The sequence below is a fragment of the Gordonia otitidis genome, assembly GCF_020735545.1.
GTDB lineage: Bacteria > Actinomycetota > Actinomycetes > Mycobacteriales > Mycobacteriaceae > Gordonia > Gordonia otitidis.
This window is the reverse complement of sequence record NZ_CP085974.1, coordinates 4,506,739-4,526,004: the sequence shown is the minus strand read 5'-3', so window position 1 is coordinate 4,526,004 and position 19,266 is coordinate 4,506,739. Positions and strand designations below refer to the sequence as shown.

General features: G+C 66.0%; 15 protein-coding genes. 9 read left to right on the top strand and 6 right to left on the bottom strand.

Going from position 1 to position 19,266, the window contains the following annotated elements; translation table 11 throughout:
* Positions 1–137 precede the first annotated feature (137 nt).
* The 4 genes from LK459_RS20670 to LK459_RS20655 are packed head-to-tail and all read left to right on the top strand — an operon-like array spanning position 138 to position 4,323.
* Entirely contained in the window at positions 138–1,421 is a 1,284-nt protein-coding gene (locus LK459_RS20670; RefSeq protein WP_007241248.1) for a GTP cyclohydrolase II, read from the top strand.
* Complete coding sequence (locus LK459_RS20665) at positions 1,418–2,674, top strand: URC4/urg3 family protein (RefSeq protein WP_227920446.1); 1,257 nt, start codon at positions 1,418–1,420, stop codon at positions 2,672–2,674. Before LK459_RS20670 ends, LK459_RS20665 begins: the two co-directional genes overlap by 4 nt.
* A 26-nt stretch (positions 2,675–2,700) precedes the next feature.
* Positions 2,701–3,333: a uracil phosphoribosyltransferase gene (gene upp, locus LK459_RS20660; protein WP_007241250.1), complete on the top strand. Its 633-nt coding sequence runs from the start codon at positions 2,701–2,703 to the stop codon at positions 3,331–3,333.
* A gap of 36 nt (positions 3,334–3,369) precedes the next feature.
* Positions 3,370–4,323: an arsenic resistance protein gene (locus LK459_RS20655; protein ID WP_227920444.1), complete on the top strand. Its 954-nt coding sequence runs from the start codon at positions 3,370–3,372 to the stop codon at positions 4,321–4,323.
* A gap of 48 nt (positions 4,324–4,371) precedes the next feature.
* Here the strand turns inward: LK459_RS20655 and LK459_RS20650 are convergent, their stop codons facing one another.
* The gene (locus tag LK459_RS20650; protein WP_007241253.1) at positions 4,372–5,106 is read right to left on the bottom strand and encodes a glucose 1-dehydrogenase; all 735 of its coding nucleotides are present in this window, start codon (positions 5,104–5,106) and stop codon (positions 4,372–4,374) included.
* 128 nt (positions 5,107–5,234) lie between these two features.
* On the opposite strand from LK459_RS20650, the gene LK459_RS20645 reads away from it, so the two are divergent.
* Both LK459_RS20645 and LK459_RS20640 read left to right on the top strand, forming a co-directional pair.
* Positions 5,235–6,341 carry an NAD(P)H-dependent amine dehydrogenase family protein gene (locus tag LK459_RS20645; protein WP_227920443.1) on the top strand — a complete coding sequence of 369 codons (1,107 nt, stop codon included), beginning with the start codon at positions 5,235–5,237 and terminating at the stop codon, positions 6,339–6,341.
* Positions 6,342–6,351: 10 nt separating this feature from the next.
* Positions 6,352–7,194: a crotonase/enoyl-CoA hydratase family protein gene (locus LK459_RS20640; protein WP_227920441.1), complete on the top strand. Its 843-nt coding sequence runs from the start codon at positions 6,352–6,354 to the stop codon at positions 7,192–7,194.
* Between the two features lie 31 nt (positions 7,195–7,225).
* On the opposite strand, the gene LK459_RS20635 is transcribed toward LK459_RS20640, so the two are convergent.
* Positions 7,226–7,726 (bottom strand): nitroreductase family deazaflavin-dependent oxidoreductase, encoded by a 501-nt coding sequence (locus LK459_RS20635; RefSeq protein WP_227920439.1) that lies wholly within the window; start codon positions 7,724–7,726, stop codon positions 7,226–7,228.
* 155 nt (positions 7,727–7,881) lie between these two features.
* Here LK459_RS20635 and LK459_RS20630 point away from each other — a divergent pair, with 155 nt between their 5' ends.
* Together LK459_RS20630 and LK459_RS20625 are read left to right on the top strand one after the other, a co-directional pair.
* On the top strand, positions 7,882–8,382 hold the full coding sequence (locus tag LK459_RS20630) for a hypothetical protein (RefSeq protein ID WP_227920437.1): 501 nt from the start codon (positions 7,882–7,884) through the stop codon (positions 8,380–8,382).
* Positions 8,383–8,411: 29 nt separating this feature from the next.
* A complete protein-coding gene (locus LK459_RS20625) occupies positions 8,412–9,347 on the top strand; it encodes a BadF/BadG/BcrA/BcrD ATPase family protein (RefSeq protein ID WP_227920435.1) in 936 nt (311 codons plus the stop codon).
* A 68-nt stretch (positions 9,348–9,415) separates the two neighbouring features.
* Here LK459_RS20625 and LK459_RS20620 read toward each other — a convergent pair whose 3' ends face one another.
* Positions 9,416–10,783, bottom strand: coding sequence for a hypothetical protein (locus LK459_RS20620; protein WP_039993846.1), 1,368 nt, complete (start codon positions 10,781–10,783; stop codon positions 9,416–9,418).
* Positions 10,784–10,919: 136 nt separating this feature from the next.
* The gene (gene htpG, locus LK459_RS20615; protein ID WP_138985241.1) at positions 10,920–12,902 is read right to left on the bottom strand and encodes a molecular chaperone HtpG; all 1,983 of its coding nucleotides are present in this window, start codon (positions 12,900–12,902) and stop codon (positions 10,920–10,922) included.
* A 198-nt stretch (positions 12,903–13,100) separates the two neighbouring features.
* Here htpG and LK459_RS20610 point away from each other — a divergent pair, with 198 nt between their 5' ends.
* Positions 13,101–13,853, top strand: coding sequence for a PIG-L family deacetylase (locus tag LK459_RS20610; protein WP_007238356.1), 753 nt, complete (start codon positions 13,101–13,103; stop codon positions 13,851–13,853).
* Between the two features lie 64 nt (positions 13,854–13,917).
* Here LK459_RS20610 and recD read toward each other — a convergent pair whose 3' ends face one another.
* Positions 13,918–15,777 carry an exodeoxyribonuclease V subunit alpha gene (recD, locus tag LK459_RS20605; protein ID WP_227920432.1) on the bottom strand — a complete coding sequence of 620 codons (1,860 nt, stop codon included), beginning with the start codon at positions 15,775–15,777 and terminating at the stop codon, positions 13,918–13,920.
* Positions 15,774–19,262 (bottom strand): UvrD-helicase domain-containing protein, encoded by a 3,489-nt coding sequence (locus tag LK459_RS20600; protein ID WP_227920429.1) that lies wholly within the window; start codon positions 19,260–19,262, stop codon positions 15,774–15,776. Before LK459_RS20600 ends, recD begins: the two co-directional genes overlap by 4 nt.
* Positions 19,263–19,266: the final 4 nt, after the last annotated feature.

Sequence of the window (19,266 nt, the reverse complement as noted above, 5' to 3'; positions counted from 1 at the left end):
CCTCGACCTTCCGGCACTGTCGCTCGTCGGGCGCAGGCCATCTCTTGTGACTATGCTGGCGTTTTCCCTGACGGCCGACGCGGACCTCCAGCTGCTTCGCCCCGATACGTCAGAACCATCCGCGGAAGGAGCGCACCGTGTCGACCGACTCCGGAGCACATGCCAGACCCACTGCTGGGCCACGTCCGCCCGGTCACATCCGGTTGACCTCCCACAGCGGCGGCGTCGACGCGCCTTCCCTCACCTGGGGTGCGCCCACCGCGGCGGCGCGGGGCCCTGTCATCGCAACGACCACGACGCGCGGTCACCGCAATGTGGTGGGTACCCACTCGGGGTCCTACAGCGTGTACCGCGCGCTGGCGGTGGCGTCCGGGGCGCTCTCGCGCGAACATCGCGCCGACCTGACGAACACGTCCCCCACCGACGTGGTCGGCCCCTATCCGCAGTGGAGCGATCCCGAGGCGATCGTGAGTATCGACCCGTGGGGTGCGACGGTCGCAGACTCCTTTCCCGAACTCCTCGCGGCGGGCTACGACATCCGGCCGACGATCGCCATCACGAAAGCCCATGTCATTCTCCCCGAGATCGCCGAGGCGATCGCGAAGGGGCGACTGGTCCCCGACAACGAGACCCTGCTCCCCAACGGTGCGGCACTGGTGACGAAAGCCGCTGTGGAGCCGGTGTGGTACCTGCCCGGAGTGGCCAAGCGATTCGGTTGCAGTGAAACGGAATTGCGTCGCGTCCTGTTCGAAGAGACCGGGGGCATGTACCCCGAACTGGTGACCCGTTCCGACCTGGACGTGTTCCTGCCCCCCATCGGCGGACAGACTGTGTACATCTTCGGCGCGCCACGCGATCTCGCCGATCCGACCGTCGAACTCACCGCGCGGGTGCACGACGAGTGCAACGGGTCGGATGTGTTCGGCTCCGACATCTGTACCTGCCGCCCCTATCTCACCCACGCCATCGAGGAGTGCATCCTCGGCGCGCAACGCGGCGGCGTCGGCCTTGTCGCGTACTCACGCAAGGAAGGGCGCGCGCTCGGCGAGGTGACGAAGTTCCTCGTGTACAACGCACGCAAGCGGCAGGTCGGCGGCGACACCGCCGACCAGTACTTCGCGCGCACCGAATGCGTTGCGGGAGTGCAGGACATGCGCTTCCAGGAGTTGATGCCCGACGTTCTCCACTGGTTCGGCATCACGAAGATCGACCGACTGGTGTCCATGAGCAACATGAAGTACGACGCCATCACCGGTTCGGGTATCGAGGTGGGTGAACGCGTCGACATCCCCGACTATCTGATCCCCGATGACGCCCGCGTCGAAATCGACGCGAAGACGGCTGCAGGCTATTTCACCAGTGGTGCGGTGCCCGACGCAGACGAATTGCGTAAGGCGAAGGGTCGGGGTCTGACCCGATGACGTCGACCAATTCGACCCTCGATCCGCTTGCGACGCTGCACAGCACCGCCACGATCCGCGACCGTGCCAACGTCCTGCTGGCCCGGGCACGGTCAGGCGACTCGCGTTGGTTCGGCATCGACGGCGACGCCATCGACACAGCCGCTCACGTCGTCGCCGACGTCACCCGCGGGCGCTACCCGACTCTCGACGTCCCGTTCCACAGCCGCTGGCGCCACTTCGAGGCCGGGGGTGTCGACAGAATCGCCGCACTCGCACAGCGCATGGACACGAGCGTGGACGAGAGGATTCGCACACGCATCGACCTCGCCGTCGTGAGCGTGCTGCTCGACGCGGGCGCCGGCCCGCGGTGGCACTACGACGAGCCCGACACCGGCCTACGGCTCGCCCGCTCGGAGGGACTCGGGGTCGCGAGTCTCCACGCGTTCACCAAAGGCGTGTTCTCCGGCTCGGACGACGATCCGCTGCGTGTCGACGCCGCAGGACTACGTGCACTGACCGCGGACCGGCTCGCCGATGCGTTCGCCGTGACCGTGGACAATCCACTCGTGGGCGTGCAGGGCCGACTCGCACTGTTGCACAACCTCGCCGACGTTCTGGAATCGGCACCCGAGACCTTTGGTCCGGACGGACGCCCCGGTGGTCTTGGCGACGTACTCGTCGATAGATCACGAGCAGTCGACCCGCGAGAAGCCGGATCACGCGAGGTCGGGGCAGGCGACATGCTGGAGTTGCTGCTCACCTGCTTTGCGCCGATCTGGCCGTCGACGAATCGGCTGGGCGATCAACCGCTCGGGGATTGTTGGCGTCACCGAGATGTAGGGGGCGACGGCGAGACCGCCGGGTGGATGCCGTTCCACAAACTGTCCCAGTGGCTCGCATACTCGTTACTCGAACCCTTCAGCGACGAGGGGATCTCCGTAACAGGGGTGAATCAGCTGACCGCCTTACCGGAGTACCGCAACGGAGGCCTGCTCCTCGACGCCGGTGTCCTCGTCCCCACGCCGCTCGACTGGGCAACACGTGAGTGGCGCGTCGACGACGAGTTCATCGTCGAATGGCGGGCACTGACCGTCGCATTACTCGACGAGTTGGCGCCGCGCATCTGCACGCAACTCGGGCTCGACCCGGACAGCACTCCCCTCGCGTGCATCCTCGAGGGTGGCACCTGGGCGGCGGGCCGCGAACTCGCCGCGCAACGGCGGCAGGGACTTCCACCCCTGAACATCATCAGCGACGGCACGGTCTTCTGACCGACACGGACGAGAAGAGCAGACACATGAGCGGCACACTGCACCTCATCGATCACCCGCTGGTCGAACACAAACTGACGTTGATGCGCCAGAAAGAGACGTCGACCAATGACTTTCGACGGCTCCTCGACGAGATCTCCACGCTGATGGCCTACGACGTCCTCGCTGACATCCCGATGCACGAGATCAAGGTCGAGACGCCGATGGAGGTGACGACGGGCCGGGTAATCGACGGCAAGAAGCTGGTGTTCGCGTCGATCCTGCGCGCCGGGACGTCGATCGCGGACGGCATGCTCGCCGTCGTGCCGGGCGCACGGATCGGCCACATCGGTCTGTATCGGGATCCGAAGACCCACATCGCCGTCGAGTACTACTTCAAGATGCCCAAGGAACTCTCCGAACGCGACGTCGTGGTGGTCGACCCGCTGCTCGCCACCGGGCACTCCGCCGTGGCAGCCGTCGATCGGCTCAAGGAGTACCAACCGCGATCGATCCGTTTCGTCTGTCTCCTCACGTGTCCCGAAGGCCTCGCCACCCTTCACGACGCACATCCCGACGTCCCCGTCTACGCGGCCGCCATGGACCGTGAGCTCAACGACGACGGCTACATCCTTCCCGGACTCGGCGACGCAGGCGATCGGATATTCGGTACCCAGTGAGAACTCACCGATCCTGACCGTGGGTACGCTTCCGCGGTGAGGAGAACGCTGGAGCGTCACCAGGTTGCGATCTACCTCTCCGCGTTCGTCGTGGGCGGCCTCGCCGGTCTGCCGAGCTCACGCGTCAGCGAGGCGGCCGGACATCTCGTGACCCCGGCGCTCGGTGCGCTGCTGTTCCTGACCTTTCTGCAGGTTCCTGTGGCGGGGTTGGTGACCGCGTGGCGTGACTGGCGCTTCCTGCTCGCACTCCTCGCGGTCAACTTCGTGGCCGTGCCCGCAGTCGTCGCGATGTTGACCATCGTGATGCCCGACTCCGACCCTGTTCGGCTGGGCATGCTGATCGTTCTGCTCTGCCCGTGCGTGGACTATGTGATCGTCTTCAGCGGGCTCGCCGGTGCCCGAAGCGATCGACTCCTCGCGGCGACGCCACTGCTGTTGATCGCGCAGTTCCTCCTCCTGCCCGGTTATCTCGCCGTGCTCGGCGGCCGAACACCGCTCGGCACCATAGACCCGACGCCCTTCGCGGTGGCATTCATCTCGCTGATCGTCGTTCCGCTGCTGTGCGCGTGGGCAGTCCAGTTGTGGTCGCGTAGCAGTCCGGCGCGGGAGGCGCGGGTGCGTCGACTCGACGTCGCCATGGTGCCCCTGATGGCACTCGTGCTCGCACTGGTCGCCGCGTCACAGGTGGCCCGCCTCGGCACCGACCTCTCGGCAGTCGCCGGTGCGCTGTGGATCTACGTGCTGTTCCTCGTGCTCATGCCGGTGATCGGGTGGATGGTCGGGCGGGTCCTCGGGCTGGATACGGGGTCGACGCGCGCCGTCGCATTCTCCGGAGCGACACGAAACTCGTTGGTGGTGTTGCCACTTGCCCTGTCGCTCGACGAAGGCGCCGACCTGGCAGCAACCGCGGTGGTGGCGCAGACGGCCGTCGAGCTCGTCGGGATGGTGATCTTCGTCCGACTCATACCGCGACTCATCCGCGACAGGTGACCGCTGCACCGTCGAGTCTCGAGACGGTCGGGTCGTGCGCCAGGGTGGCTACTTGTGCGGTACGTCGGCCGAGAGTCCACCGTCCATGACGAATTCGGCTCCGGTTGCGTACGACGATTCGTCACTGGCGAGGAAGACCACGAAGGTCGACACCTCACTCGAGTCCGCCGCGCGCCCGAGCGGAACCTTGACCATGTCCTCGGGCAAACCCTCCGTCATCGGCGTCCGGACCAGGCCGGGATGGATGGAGTTGACCCGCACGTTGTGCGGCGCGAGTTCGAGTGCCGCCGACTTGGCCAGTCCACGCACACCCCACTTCGACGCGACATAGCCGTGCGCCCACGGACTACCCCTCAGCCCCTCCACCGACGACACGTTGATGATCGACCCACCGCCTGCGGCGATCATCGGATCAGCCACCGACTGGATTCCAAGAAAAGTACCCGTCAGGTTGACGTCGATGATCTGCTTCCACTTGTCGAGGCGGAACTTCTGCACTGTCGAGCCGTTCACGATGCCCGCATTGTTGACCAGAACGTTGACCTTGCCGAAATCGTCGACAGCTGTGGCCACCGCGGCCTGCCAGTCGTCGGGCGAGGTGACATCGAGGCGCACATACCGCGCGGATTCCCCGATCTGAGCCGCCAATGCCTTGCCCTCGTCGTCGAGGATGTCGCCGATGACGACCTTGCCCCCCTCTGCGACGAGGGCTCGCGCGTGTTCGGCGCCCATGCCGCGCGCACCACCGGTAATGATCGCCACCTTGCCGTCAACACGTCCCATGGCGACACACAGTACCTGCTGAGAGCACAAATGAGAACACGTTCTACCAACATCGGTCGATACATGTTCTACTGATATGGACATCAGTCCGGACAGATGTTCACCCCACCTGCAGGAGGCATCGGCACATGACGATCAGCGTCGCTCTCGTCGGCACCGGCAACGCGGGAAAGCTCGCGCTGACCCAACTCATCGACGACGGGCGCTTCGACCTCGTTGGCGTCTGTGTCCACAGCCCGGACAAGGTCGGCCTCGATGCCGGAGAGCTGGCCGGACTCGATGACACGACAAGTGTCACCGCGATCGACGACCTGGACTCGATCATCGCCCTCTCGCCCGATGTGGTCGTCTATTGCGCCATGGGCGACACACGCCCGGTCGAGGCCTTCAACGACGTCGTCGCGCTCGTGTCCGCGGGTATCGACGTCGTGGGGTGCGCACCCGGCGGGTTGCAGTATCCGTGGGGTGTCATGCCAGAGAAGGCGATCACCAAGCTCGAGAACGCCGCCCGTGAGAACGATGCGAGCGTGTTCGTGACCGGGGTCGACCCCGGCTTCGCCAACGATCTCATCCCCTTCGTGTTCGCGGGCACGTGTCAGCGGATCGAGCAGATCCGCTGTATGGAGATCGCCGATTACGCGACCTATGACGGCGCCGAGGTGATGTTCGACGTGATGGGCTTCGGTAAGCCACTCGACGAGACACCCCTGCTCTTCCTACCCGGGGTCCTCGGACTCGCATGGGGAACGACGATGCAGATCCTGGCCGCGGGCCTCGGGATCACCATCGACGAGATCCTCGAGAAGCACGAAAGTGAGCCTGCACCAGAAGAATTCGAGATCGCGGCCGGGGTCGTCGAGAAGGGGACCAGAGCGGCAGTGCGCTTCGAGATCATCGGCATGTCCGCGGGGCGGCAGGCCGTGGTGATCGAACACGTCACCCGGCTGCGCGACGACCTCCGACCCGACTGGGCACAGCCGTCGCAACCGGGCGGGTGCTACCGCGTCGAGATCGTCGGCGAACCCTCGTATCGCGTCGACATCATGCCGACGAGCGCCAAGGGCGACCACAACCACGCGGCGATCGTGGCCGCCATGGGACGCATTGTGAACGCGATACCCGCAGTCCACGACTCCCCCGCCGGCATCCGTACGACCCTCGATCTGCCGCTGGTGACGGGCAATGGCGTGTTCGTGGGCGCGGGCGCCACGAGTGGCGGGGTCGCTCTCCGGTAAGTTGAGGCCCATGAGCGAGCAGAGCGCCAGTGACCGTGAGTGGAAGGCTTTCGAGGTCGAGGTGGCCGACAAGGTCGCCGAGGTGCGCCTCATCGGCCCGGGCAAGGGCAATGCGATGGGCCCCGACTTCTGGCGAGAGCTTCCCGAGGTCATCGAGGGTCTCGACGCCGACGAGGAGATCCGCGCGATCATCATCACCGGTTCGGGCAAGAACTTCTCCTACGGACTCGACCTTCCCGCCATGTCCGGCCTGCTCGCGCCTGCGCTGGCTGACAACGCAAAAGCCAAGCCCCGCACCCAGTTTCACGACACCATCCTCGACATGCAACGGGCCATCAACGCGGTCGCCGATTCCCGGACACCGGTTGTCGCCTCGATCAGCGGGTGGTGCATCGGTGGTGGCGTTGACCTGATCACCGCCGCCGACATCCGGTATGCGAGCGACGATGCCAAATTCAGCGTCCGCGAGGTGCGGGTTGGCATGGTGGCCGACATGGGCAGCCTCGCTCGTCTCCCCGCGATCATCGGTGACGGCCACATGCGCGAGTTGGCACTGACCGGCAAGGACATCGACGCCGGGCGCGCCGCGGCGATCGGCCTCGTCAACGAGGTCGCTCCGACCCCGGAGGCGTCGCTCGCGCTGGCACGGGAGACGGCCGCTCAGATCGCCGCCAATCCACCGCTCGTCGTCCAGGGCGTCAAGGCCGTCCTCGATCACACCCGTTCCGCCGCGGTGGCCGACAACCTCAGATACGTCGCGGTGTGGAATGCCGCATTCCTGCCCAGTGACGATCTGACCGAGGCGATCAGTGCGGTCTTCGAGAAACGCGACCCGAAGTTCACCGGCTCCTGACATCGCTCCCGCTCGCAGCGGGACGCCACAACTACCAGTCGCTGCGCCCTGCCTCAAGCGCCGACGAGTCGGTCACAAGGGAGAACACCGGAATCCGCCGGTCGGTTCGTTTCTCGTAGAGATCGAAGTTCGGCCACGTCGATCGCAGCACCTGCCAGGCGGTGGCGCGCTCCTCGCCGTCGAGTTCTCGTACCGACGCCGTGCGCGTGACACCCTCGTGACGCACCGCGGCAGTATCGGTGGCGCGCAGGTTGTGAACCCACTGCGGGGTGTCCGGCCCACCGAAGTAGGAGCCCGCGATCAGCCAGCCCGTCGGGGTCGGCGCGGCGAGCAATTCCGTGCTGCGCTCGACCCCGCTACGCCTGCCACGCACGATCAGGGTGATGTTCGGCAGACCCGCGATGTCGAGCAGGCCGTATCGCTGACCGGTAATCGCTGCAATCGCCTTGTCGCACTTGACAATCTGAGGCAAGTACTTCGGCATCCACGGGATGGAACCGATCTTGATCGCCAGCGGAGTCAATAGGCCCATGCAGCCAGTGTTTCACGTCGGACCACGCAGATTCACCGCGCCACCGATGTGCAATCGGCTGTGCTAGTCGTCGATACCGGCTGCGTCAACGTGGTTGTACACACCTGTGCATGCCGTCAGCACCGGTGAGCGGGAACGGGTCGACGATGATTGGCATGACCCACGACATGTTCACTCCCCGCCCCGCAGACGATCCGACCGATCCGTCACCCACCAACTCGTCTCCCGCCGAACCGATTCCCGCCATCGAGACCTTCGAGCTGCCGTTCGGCAGCACCGAAGAGTTGCGTCAACGCTGGCGTGCGCTCATGGGCCCGCTCGGATTCAGCGAGTCCCGGCTCTGGGTGGGCATCGTCGACGGTGACCGCATGGTCCCCGGGATGCTGCCCTATCTGGTTCTGCCGACCGTTCCGAACGCCCGTCTCATCGAGATGTTCATGTCCCAGCTCGTCGAGGTGACCGGCACAGTGGCCCGCGTCTCGATCGCTTTGCTGCTGACCCGTCCCGGCTCGGACGGCATCACCCCTCGCGATCTCGGGTGGGCCGGCCTGCTCGTCGACACGGCAGGACGACTCGCCGTTCCCCTCCATCCGATTCATCGAGCAAACGACGTCGCCCTCGAGACGATGCCGACTCCCACCGAGAGCGCCGCATGAACAGGTAGCTTCGGGAGTCGGGAGGTGTGATGACAACCGGACCACACACTCGGCGCGTCAGCGTCGACGGAGGACAGAGCGGTGCACGCATCCGCATCGACGCCGACGGCACGACGACCGATCTCGAGGCCGGTCCGATCGACACTTCTCGGCCCGTCGTCGAACAGGTCGCGGAGATCGTGCGTCGAGCGCTCGCCGACGCTCCGGTCCGCCCGACGACGGTGGCCGCCGGGGTGTCCGGATTGACACCCGAGCAGACTCGACCGGCCGACCTGCTCGAGCTGACAGCCGACCTCGGTGTCGGCACGGTGTTCCTGGTGCATGATTCGGTGTCGGCGTATCTGGGCGCCAACGGATTCGGTTACGGCGTCACCACTGCCGTCGGCACGGGCGTGGTGACCCTGGGGGTGGGTGAGTCGGGCACTGCGAGAGTCGACGGCTGGGGCCATCTCGTCGGTGACGCCGGCAGCGCCTATTGGATAGGTCGCGCCGGACTCGATGCCGCGCTGCGTGCGTTCGACGGCCGCGGACCCGACACGTCACTGCAATCGGCTGCAGTCGACCACTACGGATCCCTCCCCGAGATGTACATGCGGTTGCAGGGTGCGCCAGACCATGTGGCGTCGATCGCTGCGTTCGCACGGATTGTCGGCGGCAGGGCCGACTCGGGCGACGACGCCGCGGTCGCGATTCTGCGACACGCGGGCGACGAACTGGCCACCTCGGTCCTGGCCGCACTGCGTCGGACGGGCTGGAGGCCCGGCGAAGCTGCGCGCGTGAGCTGGATGGGTGCTGTGCTGACCCGCAACGAGTTACTGCGCGTGCACCTCACCAAGGAGATCGCGGCCCGAGCACCAGGCGCGCGCGCCGAGCCGCCGCTGGGTTCCTCGCTCGACGGTGTCGGACGCGTGGCCGATGTCCCGAAGAGCCACCCCCTCCAGACGGGGATCCACCGAGCAGGATGACCGACCGGTCACAACGGCGCCGGGTCCGATCGGCCATCCGTGGTCGTCACGCGTGAGTCGTCATCCGCTCACCGCGACGGCGTGAACGTCGGTTCGGCGCTCGAGAGGTCGACCGTTCCACTCAGGAAGTCGGTATCCGTGTCCTTGCCCGGCCCCGAGGACGTCGACGTGAAGGTCGCCGTCCACTCCACGCTTCCGTAGAGCTTCACACTGGTCGGCTTGTCGTAGTCCTGACTGATCCGCAACTGGCTGATGTCGGTCGGTTTGGTCCACCGGACGCTGCCAGGGACCACCGACTGGTAGAGGGACTGTGAACAACCCGGCTTGTCCTGCGACGCGTCGGCTTGCGTCGACGCGGCACAGTTCGTGAGATAGCCGTCGACGGCGGTGGCCACCGTCTTGTTGCCCTGATCGCTCAATTCGGTGTCGAGGTTGACGTACGACGAATACGTCGGTCCGAGGGGAAAGTCTCGCGAATTGTCAGCTTTGACAGTGAAGTTGGCATTCGCCGAACCCCATTCGACAGGGCCTGGGAAGACGTAGACCTTCGACTCGTTGCTGACGTCGACGCCGAACGCGGTCAGCTGCGGAACGCGCGCGTTCTCGACGTCGATGGGGATGGTGCCGTTGTCGATCGTCCAGGTGTCGTCGGACTTCTTGAGTGTGAAGTCGACGTCAGCGTTGCGATCGCCGAACTTGTACGTGGCCTTGACGGTCGCCATGCTCCCGAAGGACGACGACGGTTCACGCACGTTGATGTCCGAGATCTTTGCCGACGCCTGCTGCTTCTTCAGGACGGCATCGGTGAGCAGTTTCTCCGAGGGCGGTGTCCTGACGACGCTGAGCGCCTTCTTGGCGTCGCCTGCCGCGAGCCCGTCCAGGTAGGTCTGGACTGCTGCTTTCGGCGAACCTCCGGGACCGGAGTCACCGGTGAAAACCACGATCAGCGTGACGACAAGGGCGATGATCACGAGGAGGGCACCACCAGCGATCCCGAACAGCAGCAGTCGCTTGTTCTTCCGCTGCCCTTGCTGCGGCCCGCCCGTCGCGGGTTGTCCGCCCCACGGCCCCGGCGGCTGCTGTCCGTACGGCGCACCAGCGACCTGCTGCGTCCCGAATGGCTGCTGCTGACCGTGGTCGTAGCCCTGCTGGGTCCCGAACGACTGCGGTTGCTGGCCGAAGTTCACCGTCGGAGCGGCGGGGCCGGCCGCAGCCGACTCCCACTGCGCGTTGCCGTACTGCTGGGCGTTGTCATACTGCTGCCCGCTGCCGTACTGCTGTGAAGGTGCGGCTTGTCCGTAACCCTGCTGCCCGTAGGCGGCGAATCCGTCCTGCGGCTGACCGTAGGCCGGCTGAGAGCTCGGTTGACCCGACGCGCTCGACATGCCTTGCGGCGCCGGCTCCCCGGGCTGAAACGGATCGTGCGGGTAACTCACGGCGGTCGTCTCCCTTGTCTCGCCCGAAGGCGGAATGTCGGTGGTCTCCGAATCCACGGTCAGGCCGCGGGAATCGGACCAACCTTAAACGACCGTGAGAATCACAGCGTGATCGAGTCGGCTCTCCGAACGATGGTCAGTCGGTGCTGCCGTTCGCCGCCACGGATTCGGTGAGTGTTCCGGCGAGGAGCCGCGCGAAGTCTGCCGGGTCGTCGAGTTCGCCGCCCTCGGCGATCAGCGCCATGCCGTAGATCAGTTTGGCGGTCGGGACCAGCCTCGAGTGATCGTCGCCAGCCGCGAATGCCGCGTTCAGACCGGTGATGAGCGGGTGGTCGGCGTTGACTTCCAGTGCTCGCTTGGTCTTCGGCAGTTCCTGACCCGATGCGCGGTAGAGGCGTTCGAGTTGCGGCGACATCGAGTACGTGTCACCGACGAGGCAGGCGGCCGACTCGGTAAGGCGATGCGAGAGACGCGCCTCACTGACATCGGCGTCGAGTGTTTCCCCGAGCCATCCCAGCAGCCCTTCGAACTCGGCGTCTCGCGCATCGGTGGTCTTGTCGGATGTGCTTTCGTCGTCGTCGAGCTCGTCGAGATCGACCTCACCCTTGGCGATCGAGCGGAATGGCTTTCCGTCGTATTCGACGCCGCTGCTCACCCACATCTCGTCGACCGGGTCGTGCAGGAACAGAACCTCGACACCCTTGGCGCGGAACGCCTCCATGTGCGGCGAGTTCTCAATCTGCTGACGTGATTCCCCGGTGAGGTAGAAGATCGACTTCTGGGCCTCGGGCATCCGCCCGACGTAGTCGGCGAGTGACGTCAGCTCGTCCGCGGCTCGACTGCTCTCGAACGCCGACGCCTTCAGCAACGCATCGCGGTTGTCGATGTCGTTGACGAGACCTTCCTTGAAAACCCGTCCGAAGTTGTCCCAGAACGCGCGGTAGTCGTCGGGTCGGGCGGCACGCATCTCGTCGATCGTCGAGATCACCTTCTTGGTAAGGCGACGTCGGATCGCCCGGATCTGCCGATCCTGCTGCAGGATTTCGCGTGACACGTTGAGCGACAGATCCGCTGCGTCGACCACACCCTTGACGAAGCGGAGGTACTCGGGCATGAGCTCGTCACAGTCGTCCATGATGAACACACGCTTGACGTAAAGTGCGACGCCGCCGGAGCGTTCGCGCATGAAGAGATCGAACGGCGCCTGGGACGGGATGAAGAGCAGCGCCTGGTATTCGAACGTGCCCTCGGCCTTGAGGGTGATGATCTCGAGCGGGTCATCCCATGCGTGGGCGACGTGACGGTAGAACTCCTTGTACTCGTCGTCGGACACCTCGTCGCGCGACCGCGCCCACAGTGCCTTCATCGAGTTGACGGTCTCGGTCTCGGTGGTCGTCGTGGTGACCGGCTCGTCGCCCTCGTTCTCGGCAGGGGTCGTCGTCGTCTTCTCCACGTCCATCCGGATGGGCCAAGCGATGAAGTCGGAGTAACGCTTCACGAGAGCTCGCAGCTTGGTCGGGTCGGTGTAGTCGTAGAGATGGTTCTCGGCGTCGGCGGGCTTCAGGGTGAGCGTCACCGACGTCCCCTGCGGGGCGTCGTCCACATCGGAAACCGTGTAGGTCCCGTCACCTGTTGACTCCCAACGGGTTCCGGTCTGCTCGCCTGCCTTGCGGGTGACGAGCGTGACCTTGTCGGCGACCATGAAAGTCGAATAGAACCCGATACCGAACTGACCTATCAGCTCTTCTGTCGACGCTGAGTCGGACGCCTGCGCGAGCTTCGCGCGCAGTTCGGCGGTACCGGAGCGGGCGAGTGTGCCGATGAGATCGACGACGTCGTCCCGCGACATACCGATGCCGTTGTCACGCACGGTGAGCGTCCGGACCGGCTCGTCGCCCTCGCCGGCGTCCGGGTCGAGAGTGATGTGGAGATCTGTGGTGTCGACGTCGAGATCCTTGTCGACCAACGACTCGAGTCTGATCTTGTCGAGGGCATCGGACGCGTTGGAGATCAGTTCCCGCAGGAAGCTGTCCTTGTCCGAGTACACCGAATGGACCATCAGATCCAACAACTGCCGGGTCTCTGCCTGGAATTCGCGGGTTTCCGACTGGGTGCTCATCGTTAGCCTCCGGATCAGTGCGACTGTGAGCGCGTTGTCTGCCGATTCGATGCCATCACGACCCCACACGAGGTGCGCTGCGACGACGTGAGAATTTTACCGACGACGCGCGCAGTACCCTGAGGAGGGTCAGACCAGCACGGTCATGTGCCGAGGCCGTGACCAACGACTGCAGTACCGACCTACGGGAAGCGAAGGATGTCGACGCCGCGGATCATGCTCGTTCACGCCCACCCCGATGACGAATCGCTGTGGACCGGTGGTTTGATCGCGCGTCAGATCGCGCTGGGTGGCGACATCTCGGTGGTGATGTGCACGTGGGCGTCTGGCACACCCCGACACCGTGAACTGCTCGACGCCCTCGCAGAACTCGGTGTCCACGACGAGCCGATCCTGCTCGGCTACGCGGATCTGAAGGTTCCCGAATCGGCGCCCGGAAGGCAACGGCTCACCGCCGCGTCGTTCGACCAGGAGGTCGCCGAGTTGTCCGGTCACATCCGTCGGCTCCGACCCGACGTGCTCGTCACCTACGACGCGTACGGCATCTACGGTCATCCCGATCACATCAGAGCCCACCGACTCGCGTGTGCGGCCGCCGACGCCGCTGCGACACCTACCTTGTATCGCGAGTCGGCACCCGCATGGCAGGTGCGCTCGCTGTACTTCGCGACCATCTCCGACTGGATGGTCGCAGAACTGGCCGACGAACTCTTCCCACGGCTGCAGCCGGGCGACTTCCCCGGCACTCCGGCGCATACGCTCGGGCTCCAACTCGACGTGTCGCAATGGATCACACGCAAGGTGCACGCCATCGAATCGCACAAGACCGAACTGGCCCGACCGTCGACGGTGGCGTCGCTGATGAATCTGCCACGTACGCAACGCGACCTGGCCCTGGGCACCGAATGCTTCCTGCGCCGCGACCTCGTCCCCGGCGGCTGCGACATCTGAGCCGGGCGGCGGACATCTGAGCCCGACTGCACGGGCGCCCGAAGTCGGCTGGCCTCGATCGCGCTCACACCAGTTCCCTGACCTCCGAGCGCAATCCGCTGGCGCGATGGAATCGTCGGTCCACGGCCTCGGCCAGCACGTCGCGCGTTCCGACGATCCGCACGCGCGTACGTGCCCGGGTGATCGCGGTGTAGAGGAGTTCGCGGGTCAGCAACTCCGACCCCGCCGGCGGTAGCACGATGGTGACGCCCCCGAACTGGCTTCCCTGACTGCGGTGAATGGTCATCGCGTACGCGGGCGCCACGTCGGGCAGTTGCACCGGTGCAACCAATCGTTCCTCGGATCCCCGTCGGAAGGCGACAGCCGAGCGCAGGTCGTGGGGCCCGCCGGTATGCACGACCACACCGCAATCGCCGTTGAACGTCCCGGTCTGCCGGTCGTTCGCGGTCACGAGAAGTGGCTGGCCGACCGACCAGGACACGGTGTCGAGGTCGACGCGCGGATGATCGGGCTGCTCCGAGAGCCAGTCGGCGACCCGCGTCTGCCAGCCGCGGACGCCCCAGCTGCCCTCGCGATGTGCGCACAACACCCGGTGCGAGTCGAGCGCCGACAACGCCGCATCGACATCGCCCGCCTCTGCGGCCGCGTGCAGTGCGCGACCCCACGCGACGATGTCGTCGTGGACGTCGCGGAGGTCGTCCGGAGCGACGAGCGCGACGTCGCCGACCTCGGGCGACGTGACGAGGTCGAGGACCGCGTCGGCGTCTCCGCGGTTGACCGCGTCGGCGACGCGCGAGATCTGCCCGCCGAATCGGAATCCCCGCCGTAGCGTGACGACTCCCTCTCGCAGACGTGACAATTCACGCTCACCCATGTCGATCGACGGATCGATCCGAGGGATGGGCGCTGGTGATGCGGATGTGGGGGTCGGTGCACGATCGACGAGATCGGCGAGAACCGCTCCGGCCTCCACCGACGCCAGCTGGTTCGGGTCGCCGACGAGGATGAGGCGTGCATCGGAGCGCACTGCGTCGAGCAGACGACTCATGGCCGTCATCGACAGCATCGACGTCTCGTCGACGACGATCACGTCATGGGGCAACTTGTTGCCCTTCCCGTACCTGGGCGTCGAACCCGGTCGCCATCCGAGAAGGCTGTGCACTGTCACCGCACGGACCGAGGTGGGCAGTGCCCCGTCGACATCGACCGACGCCTGGAGCTGGGCTGCCGCGCGGCCGGTGGGAGCGCACATACCTATCCGGAGATCGCCTCCCGAGAGAGCGTCGAGAACTGCGAGGATTCGAGCGACGGTATAGGTCTTGCCGGTGCCCGGCCCGCCCGCGAGGATCGTCGTCCACCGCGACGCGGCGACCTCGGCGGCGAGGCATTGCCGCGGTTCTGCTCCATCGCTTCCGTTGCCGGCGAACGCTCGTGCGACCTCGGCGTGGACGGCGTCCTCGTCGACGTCGGGTGCGGTGGCTGTGCGGTCGGCGAGTATCTCGCGGATCGCTTGTTCCTGACGGAAGTACTTCTGGAGGTAGACGAGCACACCGTCGTCGGACTCCCGCAACACCACGGGACGCAACGTGGATCCGCGTGCTCCGGCCACCAGTGGTGAGGTACGTAGGTCGAGCAGCATCTCGGCCGCCGAGGGAAGGCGTAGCGAGGTCGCACCGGGCAGGTCGGCGACCGTCGACAACGCGAAACACGTCGATCCGAGTCGGACCGACCGGACGGCGAGGGCGGTTGCGACCTGCGCTGCGGCTCCGACCGGTTCGCCGCACATGCGGATCATCCGCGAGGTGACATGCAGGTCGGAGGCGGCGAGCAGACCTGCGGCGTTCGCGTCTGCGAGCACGCCGTCGGCGTCGCGCACCCGCCGGGCATCGTCGACGGGCCACACGACCGGGATCTCGTCACTCATCTGTGGTCGCCTCCTTCGACACCTGCGAGGAGATCGGACAACTCGGTGACCAGCTCCGGCGGGATGTACCACTCGTAGACCCCACACCCCGCCGGGGTGTCGGCCCCGACCATTCCGCGAACGAAGTGGTACTGCACCGGGCCCAGATGTACCTCTGGTCGATAACCGGGCAGTCGCCACCGCAGATACCGGTGCAGCGCAACGGAATAGAGCAACGCCTGGAGCGGATAGTGTGCGCTGATCATCTCGGTGGCCATGGCATCGGCGGTGAAATCCTCGGCAGTCAGTGCGCCCGGACGCAATCGGTTGGTCTTGTAGTCCACGATCACGTAGCGGTCGTCCGGTGTGCGCAGGACGGAATCGATGCTTCCGGTGAGGTAGCCGCGCAGGGCACGCGGAGGTATCTCGGCGAGCGCTTCGGCGTACCCGCGTAACCGATCGTCGGCGGGTAGGTGGCGCTCCATGAGCGTCGCGATGTCGGCGAGTACGGGCGCCGCGCCGTTGGTGACGCCCGGTGATGCCCGGTGCTCACCTGCCGTCCGCTCCTCACCTCGGGCAGGGGTCTGGCCTGCGAGTGGGAACTCGAAGTCGAGTTCGGCCAATCGATCTCGCGGGCCGAACGACCACAGGTCGCTCTCGAGTGATGCCAGCGGTGTGGTGAGGACCGCGCGGACCGCTGTGGCGAGTTCGTCGACGTCGACTTCGAGAGCGTGTCGGTTGGCCGAGGTTGCGCAGAGTTCTCTGATGTGTGCGTCGATGTCGGGGGCGGCGGTGTCGACGTATTCGAGGACCTCGTGCACGAGGGTGCCGAACGCTGCACCGAACGGCATTCCGTTCATCAGCGACGGAGTTCCACTGATCGTGTCCTGTTCGGCGTCGACCGCCGAATCGGTTGCCGCATAGGGGTCGTCGGTGTCGGGGCTGCCGAGCAGAGGTTCGTCCGTGATGAGTCCGCGCTCGGCGCCGGACGCCACATCGGGCTCGCTGCCGGTGGTCAGTGTCGGGTGTCCGTGCGCGGCGCCGGCGGTGAGTGCCGAGTAGGAGGTGCGTCGCCACTGCTGGTCGATCGTGCGCGTGAAGCGTGCGACGTCGAGTGCCGCGCCCGGCTCAGAATGGCTCGGCGGCGACCATACGGGCGCGGGCGACACCGTCACGTGTTCGACGCTGACGGAGGCCGGGGGTCCGGCCGTCAGTGCACGCAGGGTTGCGACACATGTGTGGTCGTCGGGAACGTTCACCGCAGTGGGTACGGCCGATGAGTCGGCGCCGTCGAACGCGTTCGAACCACTGTGCCGTCGGCGTCCGAACAGCAAGCGGTGCAGCGGCCCCTTGGACGTGTTGTACGACGGCGCCCAGTGCACGACGACCTGGGAGGCCGCGCGGGTCAACGCCACGTAGAGAAGACGCAGATCCTCCCCCGCCTCCTCGTCGTTACGACGGGCGATGCGCTCGCCCCATCCGGGAGTCCCCTCGCCACCGACATCGAGGTGACGGTCGCCCGCATCGTCGTGATAGCGAAAGGTTTTCGGTTTGGCGACGCGAGCGGCGTCCCACCCGAACGGTACGTAGACGATGGGGAACTGCAATCCCTTGCTGGCGTGCACTGTCATGATCTGCACGACGTGCGTGTCGCGGTCGAGTCGTCGGGTCTGGTCTTCGTGACGGCGCCAGTGCGATTCGTCCGCGATGCGATCGGCCAACCACTCCACGACACCGGCGAGCCCGCTTTCGGTGTCGACGACGTGCGTGTTCACCAGTGACGAGACCTGGAGGAGATCGGTCAGGGCGCGTTCACCGTCGTCGAGCGCAAGAACCCGCTCGGCGACGCCCTGCTGTGCGAGAAGGCGACCGGAGAGCGCGGCGAACCCACCTTCGGCGAAGACACGTCCGAGTTCGGCGAACATCGACGACAGTTCGGCGAGACGAGTGTCCGAAGCGTCCGCGAGTTCGGCTGCCGACCATCCGATCAACGGCGTCAATGCGGCGAGCCGGACGCGGTCGGCGCGTGCCGGCTGCTCGATGGCGCGGATCACCCACAACCAATGCAGCGCGCTGATCGTGCGGAACACGCTGGTACCGGTGCCCACGACCGAGGCGATCCCGAGCTCTGCCAGCGCACGCTGAAGTGGTTCGATCGTGCCGTTGGTTCGGACCAGGACGGCGATGTCGCCGGGGGTGACCGGGCGTGGACCGTCTCCCGTGTCGAGCCGGGTCTCCGATGAGAGAAGATGTGCGATGTCGTGTGCGACATCGGTGGTGATCGCCGCGCGGACGTCGCCCACGGATGGGAAGCCAGACCTCCCGCGCACAGTGAAGTCGGTTCGTGAGAAGGCCCGCACCCTCAGCGCGGGCGCTCCCGTGATCCGGCTTGCGGCGCGCGCAGCCTTGACCGGGTGCACCGTGATCGCGGGGTCGCCGAGGCTCGCACCCCCGTAGATGCGATCCAGCGCGTTCACCAGGTCGGCGTCGGAACGGTGGTTGGTGTCGAGCGCACGCAGTGAATCCGCCACGTCGACGGCCCTGAGATAGCTACGGACCTCTGCACCTCGGAACGCATAGATCGACTGTTTCGGGTCGCCGACGAGGACGAGTTGCTTGTGCCCGTGGAAACAGCGACGCAGGATCTCCCACTGGAACGGGTCGGTGTCCTGGAACTCGTCGACGAGGATCAGGTCGAACGACGCACGGATACGACTGCACGCGGCTTCGCCGATCTTGTCGTCCGTGACCACGCGGTACAGGATCATCTGCAGATCGTCGTAGGTCCGCAACCGCGCGAGGCGCTTTCGGCGTTCGACCCGCCTGCGCACCTGCTCGCAGAACTGCACTCGCAGCGTCGCAGTCGACGGACGTGCGGGCGGGCCGTCCGACGTGTCGGCTGGTTGCGGCGCGAGCGGGATGCCGGCGCTGCGCACGGCGTCGCGCGCGATCGTCATCGCGTCGCCGATGGAAAACGGCGGCGGATCCGCATCTCCGGCGAAATGGGACAGATACAGGTCGAGCGCAGTCTGTTCGACGATCTCATCGGTGTCTTCGACGACGTCGTAGATCAGCTCGCGCTCACCGAGGAACCCGAGGGCCTCGAGCATTCGGTTGCAGAACGTGTGAGTCGTCGCAATCGTGGAGGCGTCGAAATCCGCGAGCGCCTGCATGAGACGTCCACGGCGAGTGGCGATCTCGGCAGGACTTCCGGCCAGCACGGCGCGTAAGACCGGGTCGTCGTCACCGGCCGGGTCGGTGTGTACCCGCGCGGGGTCGAGTGCGACGACCAGGTCGGCAAGGCGCGATCGCATCCGGTCACGCAGTTCGGCACTCGCCGATCGACTGAACGTGACCAGCAGCAGTTTGTCGATCGGCAGGCCGTCGGCGATCCGACGGGCAGCAACGCCGACGATCGCGTAGGTCTTGCCGGTACCCGCACTGGCCTCGAGGACTGTCGTGTTGTCGGGCAACGGCGCCGCGACATCGAAGGACGTCGGGGCCATGCGG

Coding starts and splice junctions, on each gene's coding strand:
- LK459_RS20665 (WP_227920446.1), top strand. CDS start 1,418: ATGACGTCGACCAATTCGACCCTCGATCCGCTTGCGACGCTGCACAGC.
- upp (WP_007241250.1), top strand. CDS start 2,701: ATGAGCGGCACACTGCACCTCATCGATCACCCGCTGGTCGAACACAAA.
- LK459_RS20650 (WP_007241253.1), bottom strand. CDS start 5,106: ATGGGACGTGTTGACGGCAAGGTGGCGATCATTACCGGTGGTGCGCGC.
- LK459_RS20645 (WP_227920443.1), top strand. CDS start 5,235: ATGACGATCAGCGTCGCTCTCGTCGGCACCGGCAACGCGGGAAAGCTC.
- LK459_RS20640 (WP_227920441.1), top strand. CDS start 6,352: ATGAGCGAGCAGAGCGCCAGTGACCGTGAGTGGAAGGCTTTCGAGGTC.
- LK459_RS20635 (WP_227920439.1), bottom strand. CDS start 7,726: ATGGGCCTATTGACTCCGCTGGCGATCAAGATCGGTTCCATCCCGTGG.
- LK459_RS20630 (WP_227920437.1), top strand. CDS start 7,882: ATGACCCACGACATGTTCACTCCCCGCCCCGCAGACGATCCGACCGAT.
- LK459_RS20625 (WP_227920435.1), top strand. CDS start 8,412: ATGACAACCGGACCACACACTCGGCGCGTCAGCGTCGACGGAGGACAG.
- htpG (WP_138985241.1), bottom strand. CDS start 12,902: ATGAGCACCCAGTCGGAAACCCGCGAATTCCAGGCAGAGACCCGGCAG.
- LK459_RS20610 (WP_007238356.1), top strand. CDS start 13,101: ATGTCGACGCCGCGGATCATGCTCGTTCACGCCCACCCCGATGACGAA.
- recD (WP_227920432.1), bottom strand. CDS start 15,777: ATGAGTGACGAGATCCCGGTCGTGTGGCCCGTCGACGATGCCCGGCGG.
- LK459_RS20600 (WP_227920429.1), bottom strand. CDS start 19,262: ATGGCCCCGACGTCCTTCGATGTCGCGGCGCCGTTGCCCGACAACACG.